General features: G+C 71.9%; 15 protein-coding genes and 3 pseudogenes. 9 read left to right on the top strand and 9 right to left on the bottom strand.

What is annotated here, in order from left to right; translation table 11 throughout:
• The first annotated feature begins 182 nt into the window (after positions 1 to 182).
• A complete protein-coding gene (locus ACZ4Z5_RS17940) occupies positions 183 to 1,580 on the top strand; it encodes a vanadium-dependent haloperoxidase (RefSeq protein ID WP_468263490.1) in 1,398 nt (465 codons plus the stop codon).
• A gap of 591 nt (positions 1,581 to 2,171) precedes the next feature.
• On the opposite strand, the pseudogene ACZ4Z5_RS17935 reads toward ACZ4Z5_RS17940, so the two are convergent.
• From ACZ4Z5_RS17935 to ACZ4Z5_RS17920, 4 genes and pseudogenes are all read right to left on the bottom strand, one after another.
• Positions 2,172 to 2,738: pseudogene (locus ACZ4Z5_RS17935) on the bottom strand (FAD/NAD(P)-binding protein); the annotation flags it as partial.
• Between the two features lie 173 nt (positions 2,739 to 2,911).
• Positions 2,912 to 4,138: pseudogene (locus ACZ4Z5_RS17930) on the bottom strand (methylaspartate mutase); the annotation flags it as partial.
• A 438-nt stretch (positions 4,139 to 4,576) separates the two neighbouring features.
• A complete protein-coding gene (locus ACZ4Z5_RS17925) occupies positions 4,577 to 5,257 on the bottom strand; it encodes a LysR family transcriptional regulator substrate-binding protein (RefSeq protein ID WP_468263796.1) in 681 nt (226 codons plus the stop codon).
• 48 nt (positions 5,258 to 5,305) lie between these two features.
• A pseudogene (locus tag ACZ4Z5_RS17920) lies at positions 5,306 to 5,473 on the bottom strand (helix-turn-helix domain-containing protein); the annotation flags it as partial.
• Positions 5,474 to 6,162: 689 nt separating this feature from the next.
• Between ACZ4Z5_RS17920 and ACZ4Z5_RS17915 the strand changes: the two are divergent.
• Entirely contained in the window at positions 6,163 to 6,786 is a 624-nt protein-coding gene (locus ACZ4Z5_RS17915) for a DoxX family membrane protein (RefSeq protein WP_468263487.1), read from the top strand.
• On the opposite strand, the gene ACZ4Z5_RS17910 is transcribed toward ACZ4Z5_RS17915, so the two are convergent.
• Positions 6,759 to 7,355 carry a CGNR zinc finger domain-containing protein gene (locus tag ACZ4Z5_RS17910; protein ID WP_468263485.1) on the bottom strand — a complete coding sequence of 199 codons (597 nt, stop codon included), beginning with the start codon at positions 7,353 to 7,355 and terminating at the stop codon, positions 6,759 to 6,761. The two genes, ACZ4Z5_RS17915 and ACZ4Z5_RS17910, sit on opposite strands and share 28 nt — an antisense overlap.
• A gap of 111 nt (positions 7,356 to 7,466) precedes the next feature.
• On the opposite strand from ACZ4Z5_RS17910, the gene ACZ4Z5_RS17905 reads away from it, so the two are divergent.
• From ACZ4Z5_RS17905 to ACZ4Z5_RS17890, 4 genes are all read left to right on the top strand, one after another.
• Positions 7,467 to 8,009, top strand: a complete 543-nt coding sequence (locus tag ACZ4Z5_RS17905; RefSeq protein ID WP_468263482.1) for a carboxymuconolactone decarboxylase family protein — start codon at positions 7,467 to 7,469, stop codon at positions 8,007 to 8,009.
• 113 nt (positions 8,010 to 8,122) lie between these two features.
• A complete protein-coding gene (locus ACZ4Z5_RS17900; protein WP_468263480.1) occupies positions 8,123 to 8,656 on the top strand; it encodes an HPP family protein in 534 nt (177 codons plus the stop codon).
• Positions 8,657 to 8,693: 37 nt separating this feature from the next.
• The gene (locus ACZ4Z5_RS17895; RefSeq protein WP_468263477.1) at positions 8,694 to 9,305 is read left to right on the top strand and encodes a pyridoxamine 5'-phosphate oxidase family protein; all 612 of its coding nucleotides are present in this window, start codon (positions 8,694 to 8,696) and stop codon (positions 9,303 to 9,305) included.
• A gap of 284 nt (positions 9,306 to 9,589) precedes the next feature.
• Positions 9,590 to 11,014, top strand: a complete 1,425-nt coding sequence (locus ACZ4Z5_RS17890; RefSeq protein WP_468263474.1) for a vanadium-dependent haloperoxidase — start codon at positions 9,590 to 9,592, stop codon at positions 11,012 to 11,014.
• Positions 11,015 to 11,802: 788 nt separating this feature from the next.
• Here the strand turns inward: ACZ4Z5_RS17890 and ACZ4Z5_RS17885 are convergent.
• Positions 11,803 to 12,447, bottom strand: a complete 645-nt coding sequence (locus ACZ4Z5_RS17885; protein WP_468263471.1) for a CGNR zinc finger domain-containing protein — start codon at positions 12,445 to 12,447, stop codon at positions 11,803 to 11,805.
• A gap of 93 nt (positions 12,448 to 12,540) precedes the next feature.
• Between ACZ4Z5_RS17885 and ACZ4Z5_RS17880 the strand changes: the two genes are divergently transcribed.
• The 3 genes from ACZ4Z5_RS17880 (at position 12,541) to ACZ4Z5_RS17870 (ending at position 14,786) form a co-directional block, all read left to right on the top strand.
• Complete coding sequence (locus ACZ4Z5_RS17880) at positions 12,541 to 13,077, top strand: HPP family protein (RefSeq protein WP_468263468.1); 537 nt, start codon at positions 12,541 to 12,543, stop codon at positions 13,075 to 13,077.
• Positions 13,078 to 13,087: 10 nt separating this feature from the next.
• On the top strand, positions 13,088 to 13,744 hold the full coding sequence (locus ACZ4Z5_RS17875; protein ID WP_468263465.1) for a pyridoxamine 5'-phosphate oxidase family protein: 657 nt from the start codon (positions 13,088 to 13,090) through the stop codon (positions 13,742 to 13,744).
• Positions 13,745 to 14,252: 508 nt separating this feature from the next.
• On the top strand, positions 14,253 to 14,786 hold the full coding sequence (locus tag ACZ4Z5_RS17870) for a nitroreductase/quinone reductase family protein (protein WP_468263463.1): 534 nt from the start codon (positions 14,253 to 14,255) through the stop codon (positions 14,784 to 14,786).
• Positions 14,787 to 15,014: 228 nt separating this feature from the next.
• Here ACZ4Z5_RS17870 and ACZ4Z5_RS17865 read toward each other — a convergent pair whose 3' ends face one another.
• From ACZ4Z5_RS17865 to ACZ4Z5_RS17855, 3 genes are all read right to left on the bottom strand, one after another.
• Positions 15,015 to 15,698, bottom strand: coding sequence for a hypothetical protein (locus tag ACZ4Z5_RS17865; protein WP_468263460.1), 684 nt, complete (start codon positions 15,696 to 15,698; stop codon positions 15,015 to 15,017).
• Positions 15,699 to 16,098: 400 nt separating this feature from the next.
• Positions 16,099 to 16,968: an STAS domain-containing protein gene (locus tag ACZ4Z5_RS17860; protein ID WP_468263457.1), complete on the bottom strand. Its 870-nt coding sequence runs from the start codon at positions 16,966 to 16,968 to the stop codon at positions 16,099 to 16,101.
• Positions 16,946 to 17,308 carry a helix-turn-helix transcriptional regulator gene (locus ACZ4Z5_RS17855; RefSeq protein WP_468263454.1) on the bottom strand — a complete coding sequence of 121 codons (363 nt, stop codon included), beginning with the start codon at positions 17,306 to 17,308 and terminating at the stop codon, positions 16,946 to 16,948. Before ACZ4Z5_RS17855 ends, ACZ4Z5_RS17860 begins: the two co-directional genes overlap by 23 nt.
• Positions 17,309 to 17,652: the final 344 nt, after the last annotated feature.

Raw genomic sequence — 17,652 nt, 5'->3', positions numbered from 1 at the left:
TGGACGGCCTGTGAATCCGGCCGGCGGATCGGGCTCATCGGACTTTCCGATCGCTGCCATCTGCGAAGCCACAGGTGACAAGCCACGGCGGCGCAATACGTTCCATGGCGAGAACGCACCGCCGTGGCGTCAGCCCCCGCTCCCGGGAGGCCGCCAGGGCCCCGACAGACAGGGATCACCCCATGCTCCGCACAGCCCGTCCGCGCAGCACCGCACTGAGGTACGCCGTGGCCACCGTGGCCCTGGCCTCCCTCGCCACCATGGCCCCCGCCCAGGCCATGGCCGTCGAGGACCCCTACCCCGAGGCCGCCGAACTCGACCACGCCCGGGGAGCCAACGACCACGTCCTGTACTGGAACAACGCCCTGCTGGACATCTTCCGCCACAAGGGCGGCACCCCCGGCCCGCTCAGCCGCGGCGGCGCGATGATGGACCTGGCCATCTACGACGCCGTCAACTCCATCCGCGCCATAGGCAAGCCGTACCTGACCAAGGACACCTCGGCCGCCGGCAACATCGGCGCGCTCAACTCCGCGATCGACTACGCCGCCTACACCGCGCTCAAGGACGCCTTCCCCGCCTTCCCCGTCATGCACCTGGACGAGAAGCTCGCGGCCGCCCAGGCGATGCCCGACCGCTCGACCCCCGAAGAGCGCGAGCAGGGCCGCGCCCTCGGCGTCAAGACCGCGCAGGCGATCATCGCCAACCGCACCGGCGACGGCTCCGCCGACGCCACCCCCTACGTGCCGACCGAGGCCCCCGGCCACTGGCGGCCCGCCGAGGGCAAGCCGGCGGGCGCCCCGAACTGGGGCAAGGTCAAGCCCTTCGCCCTGAAGTCCGGTTCCCAGTTCCGGCCCGGGAACATCGGCGGCTTCTCCAGCGCCGAGCAGATGCTCAAGAGCCCCGAATACGCCCAGCAGGTCAACGAGATCAAGCGGATCGGCGGCCGGGACTCCACCGCACGGACCGCCGAGCAGACCCAGATCGCCCACTACTGGGCCAACGACCTGGACGGCACCTACAAGCCGGTCGGCCAGCAGTACGACCACACCACGGCCATCTTCCGCAAGCACCGGCCCAACGGCACCTCCTTCCAGAGCGCCAAGCTCTTCGCCCTGACCTCGGTCGCCCTCGCCGACGGCGCGATCGCCGTCTGGGACTCCAAGTACGGCTCGGACTGGGACGTCTGGCGCCCCGCGGACGCCATCACGCGTGCCGACGAGGCCCCCAACCCCGGCATCGTCGCCGACCCGGCCTGGCGGCCGGAGGAACAGGACACCGCGGGCAACAGCTTCAGCCCCAACTTCCCCACCTACGTCTCCGGCCACTCCGGCATCGCCGCCGCCTGGGCCGGCGCCGTCCGCCGCTACTTCGGCACCGACTACATCGCCTTCACCGCCGGCACCGACGACCCGCTGGCCAAGGGCGTCACCCGCTCCTTCAAGACCCTCAGCGGCGCCGCCAAGGAGAAGGCCGACAGCCGCAAGTACATCGGCGTGCACTTCGAGTGGGACAACCAGGCCGCGCTCGACCTCGGCTACAAGGTCGCCGACAAGGTCGCCGGCACCATCATCTACTGACCCGCGCGCACCCCACGGGCCGCGCCGGCCTGCCGGACACCGTCTCCGGCAGGCCGGCCTCCGGCACGGCAGGACCGGACCCCGCCCGCACGGCAGGACGTCCTCGGCGAAGTCCAGCTGTCCGCTTCCTCCGCGAAACCGGTGGGCTGCGCGGGCGGCCGGCAGGGCGCCACGGGTGAGGAACAGGGTCTTGTGGCTGAAAGACGGTTCCTTCTGGTTGCGGCCCCGGGCAGGGACGGGCAGGCCGCTGCGCGACCCGGCGACGGCCGCCGGCTCCCGGCCGCCGGGCCGGTACTCCAGGGTGCCGTCGGCACGGGTGCGGAACGAGCCGCCGCGGCCCACGGTCAGGGAGGGCATCACATCGCAGAAGGAGAGCCCCATACCCCGGACTGCCACCGCGCCGTGTGCGGGAACGCAGTCCTCGTCCGGCGGCATGCCGGCCGCGGAGTCCCCGGACACATGGCAGGTACCCGGCGTACGGGCGGCGACGCCGGGCATCTCGCGCTCGAAGCCGTCGGGGGCGTTGGACGGATGGCCGGTGACCAGTACGACACGGTCGGCCTCCGGCGGGTGCGGGGCCGTGTCGAGGCCGAGCGGACAGCCGCTGTCCGCGCCGGTCCGCAGCGTGGTGACGCGTCCCCTCACGGGCCCGAGTCCGGCGTGGTCCGGCAGGCTGCGGGCGAGGGTCCGGTGGACGTCGGCGAGGTACTGGCCGTACCGGACCCGCGGTGCGCAGTCGTCGGGGCCGGGCGGTTCCTCGCCCGACCGGGCCCGCCCGGTGATCCACTGGCCGGGGCAGGGGCCGGCACCGGGGCCGCCGGAGTACATCGTCACCTGGCTGATGACCGTGTTCATGGTGAACCAGTCGTCCCGGCCGGTGCGCCGCACCCGGCCGGCGCCGACTTCCGCCGTGTCGATGAGAGGGATACGTACCGGCCGGGGCGCGGTACCGCCTGCCGCTGCGTCGGCTCCGCGGGCCGTACGGACGGCGAGGCGCTCCAGGACGGAGATACCGCGCGGACCGCTGCCGATGATGGCCACAACGAGTGGAGGCGGGCCGGATATGTGTCCGGGCACGGGAGCTTCCTGATGGGTGTGAAGGAACACCGTAAGGCGGAGGGCACGGGACAGCGGAGGGCACGGGCCGTTCGGCGGCATGTGCCGGATCGTCGGCGGCGTACGTCAGCCGGGCAGCGAGTGTTTCCGCCGCGACGCTCGGCGCTCCCGGCCGGGGCGGCCCGGTCGAGGGCCTCCTGGGTGTGCGACAGCATGCCGGGCAGGTCGTCGGCCCTGAGCCGGTCACGTCCCGGCACGGGCGCGGCACGGATCGGCATGGCGCCGGTCGCGTGCCACTGCAGGCCGCCGCGTGTGCCGAGGCAACTGCGCGAGCGCTGGGCGTTGTCGGCGTGGAGGCAGTAGGGGACGTCGGGGATCCCGCGGCGGAAGGCTTCGGTGAGGGCCCGTCCGGTGTCCGGGTGGGGCTCCAGCACGGCTTCGACGAGCGTCCGTGCCTCGGCCGGGACGCCGGACTCCCCGGTCGCGACGGCGGTGAGGTCCCGGTGGGCGACCGCTGCCCGCGCGGCCTCCTCCAGGGCGTGGATGCTGTCCTGGACGGTGGGGATCCGGTGCGCCTCGGCCGGCGTCCTGACGATCAGGCGCTCGGTCCCGGTGAGCGCGGCCAGCCGTGCGCTGCCCCTGCGCAGTCGCAGCGCGCCGCCCGTGGTGCGGGGGAAGACACCTATGCAGGCGTAGAGCACCACGTGCCAGTCGAGCCCGGCCGGTTGCTCCGCCGCGAGGGTAGGCAGCGCCAGGAGGGCTTCCACGTCCTGCTGGTGGTGGGTCTGCCGGGCGTAGCCGAGTGAGATGCTGCGCAGCCCGTGCTGCTTGAAGAAGACGCCCTCGAGGACGGACAGGGCGACGAGCAGACCGGGCGGGCAGAACTGGCCGAGCATGCAGCCGCCGAAGCTCTCCAGATGAGTTCCGGGACGCTCGGCCGGCATGGCGCAACTGCGTGCCCAGGCGTCGACCGGCTTCCCGGAGGGTGTTCTGCCGTACGGGAGGCAGTACGAGACGGGACCGCCTTCGGTGGCGTCGAGTCCGGCGTCGAGGAGCGTGCGGATGACGGCGAGCGGATCGGCCGGGCCGTGACGCACCTGGACGGCAAAGCCGTTGTCCACGAGCCCGGAGACGAGGTCGCGGGTGGTCTCGGCGCCGTGGGCGACGATGGGACAGCCGCTGAGGCCGGTGCCCGCGGCCAGTGCGAGGCGGGCGGACTCGTCGTCGCCCGTGCGGCTGCGGCTGTCGATCGTGAACGTACCGACGGAGCGGGCCCGGGCGCGTCTGACGGCGTGCACTGCGTCCCGCATCCGGGGTAGGCCGGGGAAGCCCATACGGGGCTGTACGACGAGCTCCTCGGCCCGGCCGGCGGCGACCGCCGAGGCGACGGCCGGCGTGGCGGCCCGGGCGAGGTGCCGGGTGCCGGGAGCCTCCACGACGAGGCCGCCCCTGGCGCGGCCGGCTCCGTCGCGGTGAGCCGGGGTGCCCTCGAGCACCGGCATCGGCTCGAAGCCGAGGTGCTCGTGGTGGTCGCCACGGGCGCCGGGCGGGAAGCGCAGCAGCAGGCCGGCCGAGTCCTCACCCTGCGTGCTGCCGGGAGCCCACGGCACACGGGGCTCCACGCCCATGCGCCCCGGCCCCCGCCACGGCACCCGGTCCGCCTCGTCGATTTCGAAACCGCTGCGCAACACATTCCGGATACAGTGAATGCCGGTCATGTCAGGTCTCCCGTTTCCGGAACGCGCCGGTCGTGTTATTGCGCACATCACCCTAGGGCGGTCACCGGCACCGGTTTCCGCGGGGAACCGATGACAGGAATCGGTATCTCCGAGAACACCGGTCCGGGTCGGCGCAGATCTACGGGGACGGAAATAGCGGCGGCCGGTGCGCCGCCCTTGACAGGGGTGGTGCACCGGCCGGAGGCCCGGAAGAGGCCGGGGTCAGACGCAGACCGCCTGCCGGGCGGCCGCGCCCGGGGCCTTGCGGACCATCTCCAGGAAGGCGGACACGGCGGGCGGCAGCCAGGTGGTGCCGGCCCACAGGGCCTGGACGTACGCGTCCGTGGACGGCAGGTCCTCGGCCACGGCCAGGCAGTCCCGGTCCAGGTCCTGCTCGACGGCCACCCGCGGGACCATGGCGACGCCCAGGCCCGCCCGGGCGAGGCTGATGGCACTGCGGGTCGACCCGGCCTCCAGGACCTGCGGGCTGATGCCGCGCTCGGCCGTGAGGTGGCGGAGCAGGACGTCCTGGGAGACGCAGTCGGGGTCGACGACCAGCACCCGGTCGATCTCCGAGGCCGGACCGGGCACCGGGGAGGCGCCCCCGATCGGCACGAGCGGGACCTTGAACAGCGTCTGCCGGCTGACGCCGGGGACGCGCGGGACCTCGTCGTCGGGGTCGATGGTGAGGGTCAGGCCGATGTCGACCTCGCCGGCCGCCACGGCACTCTCCACGCGGGTGGCCGTCATGACCTTCGGGGAGACCTGGACACCGGGGTAGCGGTACCGGCATTCGCGCACCAGGTCACCCATCTCGTACTCCATGAGGAGTGCCGTCGAACCCACGACGACCCGGCCCGTGGCCTCCCCGTTGGCCGTGAGCGCGGCGGACATCTCGTCCATGACCGAGAGCACGCGTCCCACGTAATCGCGGAAGACTTCCCCGGCCGCCGTGAGACGTACTCCGTGGGGCAGGCGCTGGAATAACGAGACGCCGACCCGGTTCTCAATAACACGTATATGCGTCGTAATGCTCGACTGCGCGTATCCCAGATTTCTGGCGCTCTTGGTGAAGCTCCTCGTCCGGGCGACTTCCCAGAAAGTTCTGAGCTGGTACATCGTAAAATCCATGTATCCCCCCATGGCAAAGGCCTCAAGTCTCCAATCTAATGATTGGAACAACTTCTTGCCGTTAGGAATGCTGGCATGGTGGGGCGTTCCTTGGCAACACGCGACGCGCCGGACGCCCTGGGGCGGAACGGTTCCGGATCGACTACCTTCGGTGAGCGGTGCCGGGCGGGTGACGGTCCCCGCGGGGCGGGGCGCGGACGGATTCGAAGGTTCCGTGCTTGTCAAGGCCGTTCTCGGGTGACGGCCGAAATGTGTGCCTGCCGGCCCGTCACACTTCACGGAGCGTCAGGAGACGCCCGGGCCCGGGGGGTCGGGTACCCTGCGTGGCCGAAAAGAGTTCATGAAGACGTCGTATTCCCGCCATCGGCGGCAGGTGGCCGCGCGGAGCCGCAAATCGGCCTGTCCGATGTCAGCCATCTGAGATACGGGCGGTGGTGCTCGCGGCGGCTGGCTAGCGTCCGAGGGGGGAGGGCGCAGCCTGTCCCGGCGGGACCACCCGGCTTCCCCGTCCGGCGGATCGGCGAAGCGGCCTGTCGGTGTGCCGCCCCGCGGGCGTGTCGGCGTGTCCCTCCGTTCCGTCCAGGTGCGCACACGCGGCCGGGGGCCGCGCGGTCCGGCCGGCGCCAAGCCGTCCTCCCGGCTCCCGGTTCACATCCAACGACCGAAGGACGGGTCTTATGAACTCTGCCCTGGAACGTTTCCGCCGGCGCGTGGTGGAAGGGGCTCTCGATCTGGGTGCGCGGTACCGCCCCCACAGCGACTCCGCCCTGCGGATCAGCGTGGGGATCGTCTTCGCCTGGTTCGGCGTACTGAAGTTCCTCCCCGGCATGAGCCCGGCCGAGGACATAGCCACCCGGTGCATGGACGTGCTCGCGTTCGGGCTGGTCCCCGCCGACGTCACCCGGCCCCTGCTGGCGTGCATGGAGGTGGCGATCGGCCTGGGGCTGATCACCGGCTGGCTGCTGCGGACGGCGCTGACGGTGTTCTTCGTCCACATGACGGGTGTCTTCGCCGCCCTGCTCATCGCGCCCGACGTGGTGTGGACCAATGGTTCACCGCTGCTGCCGACGATGGAGGGGCAGTACATCATCAAGAACATCGTGCTGGTCGCCGCCTGCCTCACGGTCGCCACCCGGCTCCCGTCGGTGCCCGTGTCCCGGCACCCCTCGCCGCCGGCGGCACCGGACTCCAGGCCGGCGGGACCCGCTCACGAGCACCCGGCCGCCGCCTCCGTGCCCGCTCCGCGCGCCCGGGCGGACAAGGCCGTGTCGGGTCACGAGGCCTTGCGGTTCCGTTCGTAGTGCCGTGCTGCTCGGGCCCGGTTCCCGCAGCCGGCCGAGCACCACTCCCGCCGCGGATGGTCCTTGAGGAAGTAGAGCACGCACCCCGGCGCATGGCAGGCCCTCAGCTGCGTGATCTCGGTGCCCCCGAACAGGTCGACGGCCTGCTGCGCGATCTCCGCGCGGGCCGTCGCCAGGCCGCCGGCCGCAGTGCTGGCCAGTGATCGCGGACCATCGTCCCAGGACAGCTCACGCCAGCGCGGAGCCCTCCGCACCTGCTCGTTGATCGTTTCCACCGCATCCCGGGGCGCGCCGCCGCCCCTGACCGCCACCTCGTTCAGGGCGCGGACGGCGTCCCGGAGGGCGCGGGTGGCGGCCAGGTCCCGCTCGCCGGTGAGCATCAGGTCCTTGTCGGTGAGCGGCACGGCGAACCGGTCCCTGTTGTCGCGGAACCACGCGGTCACGTGCTCGACCGTCTGCAGACCGTCGACCAGCTGGCCGCGCACCGCGTACGTCGCGTTCCCCAGCTCGATCGGGAGGGGCTCGCCCAGCAGGGGGGCGCCACCGCCCTGCAGATCTTCCAGTTTCATCTCTTGATGGTAAGGCGAGCTTGCAACCGTGAGAAGTGTGTGCCATCGTTCTAACGCAAAGGACGCTCAGCAACCAATAGAAAATCGGGTTGCCTACCTCTGGAGGACTGCATGTCCCGCCTGCCGATCATCGAGCCCGACACCGCCCAGGGCTCCGCCGCTGAGCTGCTCGCCGCAGTCCAGAAGGCACTCGGCGTCACGCCGAACATGACCAAGGTCATGGCCAACAGCCCGGCCGTCCTCAAGGGCTACCTCGAGTTCTCCGGCGCTCTCGGCGCCGGCTCGCTGCCGGTCGGAATCCGTGAGGCCATCGCCCTTGCCGTCGCCCAGGAGAACTCCTGCGACTACTGCCTCTCGGCGCACACCTACATCGCCACCAACCTCGCGGGCCTGAGCGAGACGGAGGCGAACGGCGCGCGCCACGCCCAGTCGGCCGACCCCAAGACCGCCGCCGTCCTCAAGTTCGCCACCTCCCTCGTCCGCAGCCGCGGCAGCGTGGAGGAGGGTGACATCAAGACCGCCCGCGAGGCGGGCCTGAGCGACGCGGAGATCACCGAGGTGATCGGCAACGTGGCCCTCAACGTCTTCACCAACTACATCAACAAGGCGGCCGACGTCGACATCGACTGGGCGGTCGTCAGCCACCTCGACTGAGTGGACCACCGGTACGGATCCGGCCCGCCCGACTCCGTGCCCTTCCGGGCGGCCGGCCTTCCCCCGAGGCCGACCGCCCCCTCGTCGTCCGACCCGCCCGCCGGAGAAGAGTCATGCCCGATCGGACCGCCGTGGCCACCGAGGCGACAACCCTCGGCCAACGCCTGCTGAGCCGGGCACCCAAGCGCCCGCAATCCGCCGTCATCGCCGTCGCCACGACAGGCTCCACGCTCGCCCTGATCGCACTCGTCGCGGTGGGCGCCCTGCTGGACCAGGTGTGGCTGATCCCCCCGCTCGCCGCCAGCGCCGCACTGGTCTTCGGCGCCCCCGCACTTCCCCTCGCCCAGCCGCGCAGCGTCATCGGGGGCCAACTGCTGTCGGCCCTCACCGGGTTCGCGGTGGCCCCCCTGGCCGGACACTCCGCGTGGGCCGCGGCCCTGGCCGGCGGTCTCGCCCTCGGCGTGATGACCCTGTGCCGGACACCCCACTCACCCGCCGCCGCCACGGCGGTCATCGTCGTCGCCGCACAGGCACCCCTGCTGCCCTTCCTGCCGATCCTCGCCGCCGCGACCGTGCTCCTCGTCGCAGTCGGGGTGCTGGCCGGACGCACCGGAGTGACACCGCGCTATCCCACCTACTGGTGGTGACCGTCACCACCTGCGCGTTCCAGCCCAGGAGGACACAGTGACCAGCCGCTACGCCCAACTCGCCTTCACCCCCGCGGTCCGCGACCGGCAACGGGTGCACGGCAGCCGCACCGCCTACGCCAGGATCGAGCAAGGCCCTGCGCGCGCCGACCGGCTCACGCCCGACGAAGTCGGCTTCATCACCACACGCGACAGCTTCTACCTCGCCAGCATCGGTGAGAACGGCTGGCCCTACGTGCAGCACCGCGGCGGTCCGCCCGGATTCCTGCACGCCCTGGACGACAGCACACTCGCGTTCGCCGACTTCCGCGGCAACCGGCAGTACATCACCACCGGCAACCTCCAGGGCAACGACCGGGTGGCACTGCTGCTCATGGACTACCCGCAGCAGGTACGGCTGAAGATCCTCGGCACCGCCGGCTTCGACGAGGACCCCGACCCCGAACTGCTCCGGGCCCTGACACCGGCCGGCTACCGGGCCGTCGTCGAACGGGTGGTCCTCATCAGACTGGAGGCCTACGACTGGAACTGCCCCCAGCACATCACCCCCCGCTACACCGTGCGGGAGATAGAGGAGACCCACGCAGAACTCCACCGGCGCCTCGCCCGGCTCGAACAGGAGAACGCCGCACTGCGCGCCGCGCGGTGACACCGTACGCACCCGAAGGGCCCCGCGCCGACGCGCGGGGCCCTTCGGCATGTCCGCCGCGTCCGTGTACGCCCGGCCGCAGGCGGCACACCGACGGGACGTCCATCAAGAGTGCCGATTCCTCGCATCGAGGAGGCCCCCGCCGTCCCCCCTGGCGGGCAACTAGCTTCGTTCACGGGACGGCGGCCGACGTTCATCCCGGCCCAGCCTCAGCCTCCTCTCCGCCCGCGCCGAACAGACACGTCCGCGGGCCCACCCTGTTCAGATCTTGGAAAGGAACCGGTATGCCCAAGCCCAGTGGCTCCCGCCGACACGGCAAGGTCGCCCTGATCGCGGCGATCGCCATCGGCAGCCTCGCCGCCCTCGTGCCCGGACAGGCCGCCACCGCCGTGGAGACGACACCGGAGGGCTACGACAGGATCAACTCGGTCGAGTCCGTCCCTGCCGCCGTCGCCAACAAGCGGGGACCGGACCACGTCCTGTTCTGGGAGCGGGCCATGCTCCAGGCCACCCGTGAGGCGGGCGGCATCGCCGGCCCGATCACCCGTGGCGGTGCACTCCTGAACATCGCGGTGTACGACACCGCCAACTCCATCTACCCGGTGGGCAAGCCCTACCTCAGCCGCTCCCGTGAACTGTACGGCCGCTACGGCGCCCTTGACCCGGCGATCGACTACGCCGCCTACACGGCACTGAAGAGTGCGTTCCCGACCGTCAACCTCGAGGACGACCTCGCCGCAGCCCTGGCACTCCCCAGCTCCGCCTCGGCCAGGGACCGGGAACTCGGCAAGACCCAGGGCACGAAGATCGCCAACGCGCTGATCGCGCACCGGGCGAACGACGGCTCGGCCGACGCCACCCCGTACACGCCGGTCATGGCCCCCGGCCACTGGCGGCCGACCACCCCGGGCGTGGCCGCGGGCGGCCCCAACTGGGGCAAGGTAAAGCCCTGGGTGATCAGCTCCGGTGACAAGTACCGCCCGGCAAAGCCCGGCGGCTTCGAGACCCCCGAGACGCTGCTGGCGAGCGACCTGTACGCCACCGCGCTCAACGAGGTGAAGACCCTCGGCGCCGCGAACTCCACCGCCCGCACCGCCGACCAGACGCAGATCGCACGGTTCTGGGCCAATGACGTCAACGGCACCTACAAGCCGACCGGCCAGCAGTACGACCACACCATGGTGGTCCTGCAGAAGTACAAGCCGAAGGCCAGCTCCTTCTACACCGCCAAGCTCTTCGGCATCCTGTCCGTGGCCCTGGCCGACGCCGCCATCTCGGCGTGGGACACCAAGTGGAACACCGACTTCGACCTGTGGCGCCCCCAGACGGCGATCCGCGAGGCCGACACCGACTACAACGACAAGACCGTGGCCGACCCGGCCTGGGTGCCCACCTCCATGGACGCCAACGGCGTCCACTTCTCGCCCCCCTTCCCGGCCTACCAGTCCGGCCACTCCACCTTCGGTGCCACGTGGGCCGGCATCATGAAGAACTGGTTCGGCACCGACAGCATGCCCTACGAGGGCACGACCGACGACCCGAACGCCCGCGGCGTCACCCGGCACGTGAGCTCCTTCAGCGCCGGCGCCGCCGAGAACGCCATCAGCCGCCTCTACAACGGCGTGCACTACCGCTTCGACACCGTCGCGGGTGTCGCCGGTGGCCAGAAGATCTCCGCCGACGTCTGGAACGCCCGCCCGCTGGGCTGAACCTGAGACACCGGTTTGCCCCCGTCCCCCGCCGGACGGGGGCGGACCGCGTCACAGACCCGTACCCAGAGGCCTGACACCTCTCGTCCACGTGACGCGGAGGGCCCGGGCCGGCCCGACCACCACCAGCAGCCTCGCCCACGCGGCCGCGGTGCCGGTGCCGACGACCCGCTCGCCCGCACGAGCGCGACGGCCGTCTCCTCGCAGGCGCGCACAGCGGGCAACAGAACCAGGGCAGCCACGACGAGGCGGAACCGACGGGGTGCACGGCATACGGCCACGCCCCGCACCTGCGTACCGGAGGCACACGGCATCGGCTGCGTGACGGCCGTCGCCTCCTCCACCCGGGTCCGGATCAACCAAGGCCGCACTGCCATCCGCAACGATGCCACCGCCCACCCACCGCCTGCCCACCGCGCCCCGGCAACGGTACAGCGCCGGTAACAGCACAACGGCCCACGCCACTGCGGCCGGGCCTTTGACCCGCAACGGCACCGGTCACCACCGCCATCTGCTGATCCGCCGCACCCCGACCACCGGCGAGCTCAGCCTTCCACCAGTACCGGTCGCCCACGGCGGTGACACCCGCCGAGCCGGTCTGCGTCGCGGCAGCGACCCGATCGCGTCGACCGTCCCGGAGATCCGCCACCTGCCCGGGGCCGTCTTCAACCCACCGGCCGTGACTGCCGCCAGGCTCCCGTACGCGTCCATCCGGCGCAGACACCACCGGACAACAGCCCGAGGCAGCCTCTACCGACGGCGATCCGCCGACGAACCCGCCGGATCGATCACGAAACCGCACCGGAGCGCTCGTCCGTGCGGGCACGGCGGCTGTGCCGGGCGACCCGCACCCGGTTCCCGCAGCCCTTGGTGCACCACTCCCGGCGCGCATGGCTCCTGACGAAGTACAGGATGCAGCCGGGCGCCGCACAGGCCCGCAGCCGGTCCGCCTGCTCCCCGGAGAACAGTGTCACCGCCGCCGCCGCGACCTCCCCGAGCGCCAGCCGCCGCGGATCACCCTCCAGCCACCGCGGGACCGCACCGAAGGACGGACCGAGCTCCTGCCACTGCGCGGCCAGCCGGGCCGCCGCATTGACCACCGCCAGGTGCTCCGGCTCCGGCCCCCGGCCCGCGGTCCGGGCGGCGGCCAGCTCCCGCAGCACGCCCCGCAGCTCCACGAACGCCGCCACATGCGCGTCCCCGGCCGCCCCCGGGCCCTCAAGGGCCCGCGCCACCGCCGGACCGAACTGCTCCCGGTGAGCGGCCAGCCACCGGTCCAGATCCTCCGCACCGGTGAGCGCGTCCACCAGGTGACCGCGCACCCCGCCCTTGATGTACGTGGTGTTCACCAGCTCCAGGGGCAGCGGCTCGCCGGCCAGAGGGGAGGGCTCCACGGCAGGCCGGAGCTGCTCCCGGTTCGTGCTGTCGTTCATCACCCCATCCTGCCGTCCCGGGGGAACCTTCCCCCAACTAATGCTTGAATACCCTCTGCATGCGTTAGTATTCTTTCAGCGGAAGGAACCCCTGTGTCCGACTCCCCGGTGACCGGGCTCACCCCCCCGCGGCGCCTCGCCGCCGTCCTGGCAGGCAAAGCCCCGGCCCGCGCGGCAACATCCGCGATCAGCGTGGCCACCCTCGGCGGGGTCACATCGCTCGTCCTCCTGGTCCTCATCGGCGTCCTGATCGACCAGACCGTGCTCATCCCCCCGCTCGCCGCCAGCGCCGCCCTCGTCTTCGCCGCCCCCGCCCTGCCCCTGGCCCAGCCCCGCAGCGTCATCGGCGGCCAGCTCGTCTCCGCCCTCGTCGGATTCCTCGTGCTGGCCCTCGCCGGCAGCTCCACCTGGGCCGCCGCAGTGGCCGGCGGACTCGCCATCGGCGCCATGGCCCTGGCCCGCGCACCCCACTCGCCCGCCGCCGCGACCGCGGTGATCGTCGTCCTCGCCAAGCCGTCACCCGCCGGCTTCCTGCTCCTGCTGTTCCTGGCCACCCTCGTCCTGGTCGGGGTGGGCGTCATCGCCGGACGCGCCGGCAAGACCGCCCGCTACCCCAGCTACTGGTGGTAGGCCGCCACCGATGACCAGCAGATACGGGCAACTGCTCTTCACCCCACCCGTCCAGCAGCACCAGGAACGGCACGGCAGCCGCCGCAACTACGCCCACATGACCCAAGGGCCCGCCGAACCCGACCGGCTCACCACGGACGAAGCCGCCTTCGCCGCCACCCGGACCAGCTTCTACCTGGCCAGCACAAGCTCCACCGGCTGGCCCTACGTCCAGCACCGCGGAGGACCCCCCGGCTTCCTCAAAGCCCTCGACGACACCACCCTCGCCTTCGCCGACTACCGGGGGAACAAGCAGTACATCACCACCGGAAACCTCGACACCGACAGCAGAGTCGCCCTGCTGCTGATGGACTACCCCTCCCGGTCACGGCTGAAGATCCTCGGCCGCGCCCGCACCGCCACCCCGCAGGAGTGGCCCGAAACCGCCGGCCCCCTGGTACCCGGCGACTACCGGGCATCCGTCGAACGGATCGTCCTCATCGACGTCGAGGCATACGACTGGAACTGCCCCCAGCACATCGAACCGCGCTACACCGCGGCCGAGCTGGAGGAGGCACTCGGCCCGCTGCACCGGCGCATGGCCGAACTGGAACGCGAGAACGCCCGGTTGAGGGAGAGCATCCGCGACGGCCGCCGGCCGCCGCGGCAGCCCGGCACCCACCCCTAGGACCGCCGGTCCAGCCGGTCGGCCGCCGCACACACCGGGCCCCGGCCGACGAACCGAGGTACCGCCATGAAACCCATCCGATTCCCGCGCCACGGATACCCCGCCTGGCTCTCCGCCCTCTCCCGGGGCCACCAGCGCCGCGAGACGACCGCCTCACGGGTCAGCGTCGGCATCCTGTACGTGTGGTTCGGCGTCCTGAGGTTCATCCCCTCCCTCAGCCCCGCGGAGGACGTCGCCACCCACGTCATGGGCATGATCACCTTCGGCGCCGTCCCGAGAACAAGCCCCGCACCGAAAAGCCAAAACCCCTCACACGAACGGCACATTCCCGCCCCTCGCACCCGACCCGCCTCGTACCGGGCCGCAGCCGGGAGGACGACATCCGAGCCCCACCACCCCCGGCGGCCCACCCGACAGGTGCGGGCAGCACCCCAGGCGTCATCCGACGCACGGCAGCATCCCGTCCGGCCCCTGGCAGCCGCCCGCGACAGCCGCTAGCGTCCAGCCCGTGACCGCAAGCCGGCCCGACCCGCAGGAGGCCGCCATGCCGGCCGGACCCCGGACCAGGACACCACAGCTCCCGCCACGCTGGTTCATCCGCCTGGCCTGGTCCGCGCACCGCGGCGCATACCGGCTCCTCGGCCGCCGGATCGGCCTGTGGCGACCGCGCGCCAATGGCTGGGGCACGCTGCGGCTGACCACCACCGGACGCCGCACCGGCCGCCCGCGCAGCGTCATCATCGCCTACGTCGAGGACGGCCCGAACCTGGTCTGCCTGGCCATGAACGGGTGGGGCGAAGGCGAACCCGTCTGGTGGCTCAACCTCCAGGCACACCCGGACGCCACCGCCGACCTCACCGACGGACGACGACTGGTACACGGCCACGCCGCAACAGGCGACGAGCGGTCCCGGCTATGGGCCCGCTGGCGCGCGACCGACACCAGCCTCGACGCCTACGCGGCCCTCAGGCCAACCCCGACCACGGTCGTCGTCCTGCAGCCCAGACCCGGCACCCCGGACCCGGGCCGGCCGGCCCACTGACCCCCACCACCCCACGACCCCCACTCCACGGCCGCCGCCTCGGCACGCGACGCCGCCCCGGGCACCGGCCCGCCGACACCACGAGACCCCCGGGACACGCATCCCCCCGGGGGCCTCGCCGTTCCTTCGCTTGACCACCCGGTACAACGACCAGCCGGCCCCGGTGTCACGCCCCCACCACAACCGGCTCCCCGAGCTGCCCCCCGGACCCGGCCCACACGGCCTGCGCTAGGCGTCCGCGACACGGAGGGCCCGGGCCCGCCGGACCACCACCATCAGCCTCGCCAGCGCAGCCGCGGTTCCGGCGCCGACGGGAACGAGCGGCCAGAACACGACACGATTCCCGAAAGCCGCCCACACAAGGAGCACGAAGACCGCCGCCACCCCGACCAGGAGCCCGAGCCCGAAGGGCCCGGTCCGGTCCTGTCGCTCCAGCCGCACCACACCGCCGAGACCGGTCAGATACGCGGCAGCCGCCAGGGCGAGGGCAATCAGATACCCCATGATCAGCGGATACAGCACGAACAGCGTGGTATCCGACGCCCCCGGATGCCAGCCGGGCCACACATCACGCCCGTCGATCTCCACGACCCGCCCGTGCCACAGACCCGCCACGACCCGCCGGCCCTCCTGGAGGCCGCGCGCGGAATCATCCGGGACGCCCTCCACCGTCTTCGGCTCGTCGCCGACGCGCAGCCCGACCGTGTACTCGGTATGGACGAACCATTCGCCGCCGCCGCCGTCCTGGCCCCCGCCGTCCCTCCCGGACTCCGTGTGGGACGTCAGCCGTGTAACGGTGGCCTCGGCCCTGTCCAGCGACCCGTTCGACCGCGCGAACGCGACAGCCGTCTCCTCATAGGTGCGCACCGCGAGCAGCAGCACCAGGGCAGCCATCACGAGACGGAACACCACACGCCCCACCCGGGCTCCCACTGCCGCCGCCCGTCTCGTGCCCGGTCGCGACCGCGACGTCCCGTCCCCCGCCGGCTGCTGCATCATCAGGCCCCCCAGCCATCCGACCGGGACAGCCCAAGCGCTGCCCTACCGGATCACACGCCGCACACCCGACGATGGTTGCGGGCCTCCCTCCTCGAAGACCACACGGCCCGGAAGACGCGACGGCCACGGCCCGGCAGCCCGAACCGACGCCAGGTAGATCCCGCACCTGGGCGCCGGGCGTGCACGTGACGGTCTGTCATGACATGGCCACGGATCGCTGATCCGGCTGGTGAGCCTTTCGGCCGGGGAAGCAGAAGGCAGCCGGGTTTGTCCGTCCCGGCCGGCCGGCACCCGCCGGCCACGGCTGCGGCGGCTACGCCCGGCGCCGCTGGTGCTGCCAGGTCGCGGCCGCCTCGATCTGGATCACGGTGAGCCCGGTCCCCCCGCAGAGGCCCTCGATGCTGACCCCGTACGGGTGCCGGCGCATCACACGGTCGATCTTCGCCGCCCAGAGTTCCGTTTCGACGAACGGCCGGCTGCTGTAGCGCATCTGGAGATCGGCGAGGTGCGCCGGGGTGCAGGCGAGCAGTGGCCGCTGCCCGTCCCGGGCGGGGTCGAGGGGATGGACGAAGGAAGAGTCGGCGGCGGCCCCGTACACCGCGGTGCCGGCCGGAACGGCCGCCCGGCACAGGTCGCACACGTCCGGCAGCAAGCCCTCGGCCGGCGGCGGGTGGCGGCCGGGGCCCTTGGGGCGAGGTGCTTCCTCGAACCGTTCCTCAGGCATGGAGGCCGCCCCGTACGGTGCGGGCGGGGTCTGCTCGCCGGTCGTCGGCGGGTCGGACTCGGTGTGGGGATGGTCACGGATGGTGAAGAGCCGTTGGGCATCGGTCACCTTGAGCAAGCGCGCGAGGGGACGACTGGGGGCGGTCAGTACGAGGGCTTTGCCGGTCTCCGCAGCCAGCCGGTTCAGATCCAGCAGGATGTGCAGGCCCGAGCTGTCGCAGAAGCCGACGCCGCTGAGGTCCACGTCAAGGCCGGTGTGGCTGGCCCTCAGAGCCGCGGTGAGGTCTTCACGCAGACCAGGGGCGTCGTCCATGTCTATCTCTCCGCACACCTTGGCCAGCACCCGCTGCGGGCCGGGCTCGAAGACGACGGCGACGCTGGAGGGCCCCAGGGGGGCGCTGGCCTTGTCCGCGGGAGGTGCGGGTGGGCGGGGCGCGTCAGGCGCTGGTGGCTTGTCCATCGTGGTTCCCGTCGGGGTGGGATGGGGCGGCCGCCGGGCCCGACGGGCCGAGGTCGGCCAGGAGTTCCAGGAGGTCCGCGACCTGGTGGCGCCCCTCGGCCGGATGGCGGAAGAGGGTACCCGGGGTGACCTCGTAATGGTTGCGGCGGCCGCGGCGTGCCCGGGTGAGGTAGCCGGCGCTCTCCAGGTCGGTAACGATGGCCTGGGCAGCGCGTTCGGTCAGCTGGCAGGCAGCGGCCATGTCCCGCAGCCGCATCTCCGGATCACGCAGGATCATCGCGAGGATCCGGGCGTGGTTGGTGACGAACGTCCAGCTGGTCCGAGGCTCGACCGGTTCCATGTCCGAAATTATATGATCTGCGATTCCTGTTTCGCCAGACTGGAATGCGGGATCGTCACAGACGGGCCCACAGTCACTCCACGTGGCGCCCCGGGCACTCAGGGGCCCGCGACCCCGGCAGGGCGCCTCTCGCAAACCTTCCTTTGCGCGAGCAAGATCGATCACGGCTGCCGGACCCCTGCTGATCCCGGATTCGCCTGCATAACCCGTTCTCACTCAAAAGCGGGACGGACCCCCTTCCGGGACTTGCATCGTGCGAAAACCCGGCCCATGACGGACCCTCAGCAGCTGTCCCCGACCGGCCGGTCGGACGCCGACGACGTCGAACAGCACACCTGTCCGAA

This window comes from Streptomyces sp. NPDC030222 (genome assembly GCF_055573115.1).
The sequence above is the reverse complement of the archived record's forward strand: the minus strand, read 5'-3'. Positions and strand labels throughout refer to the sequence as shown.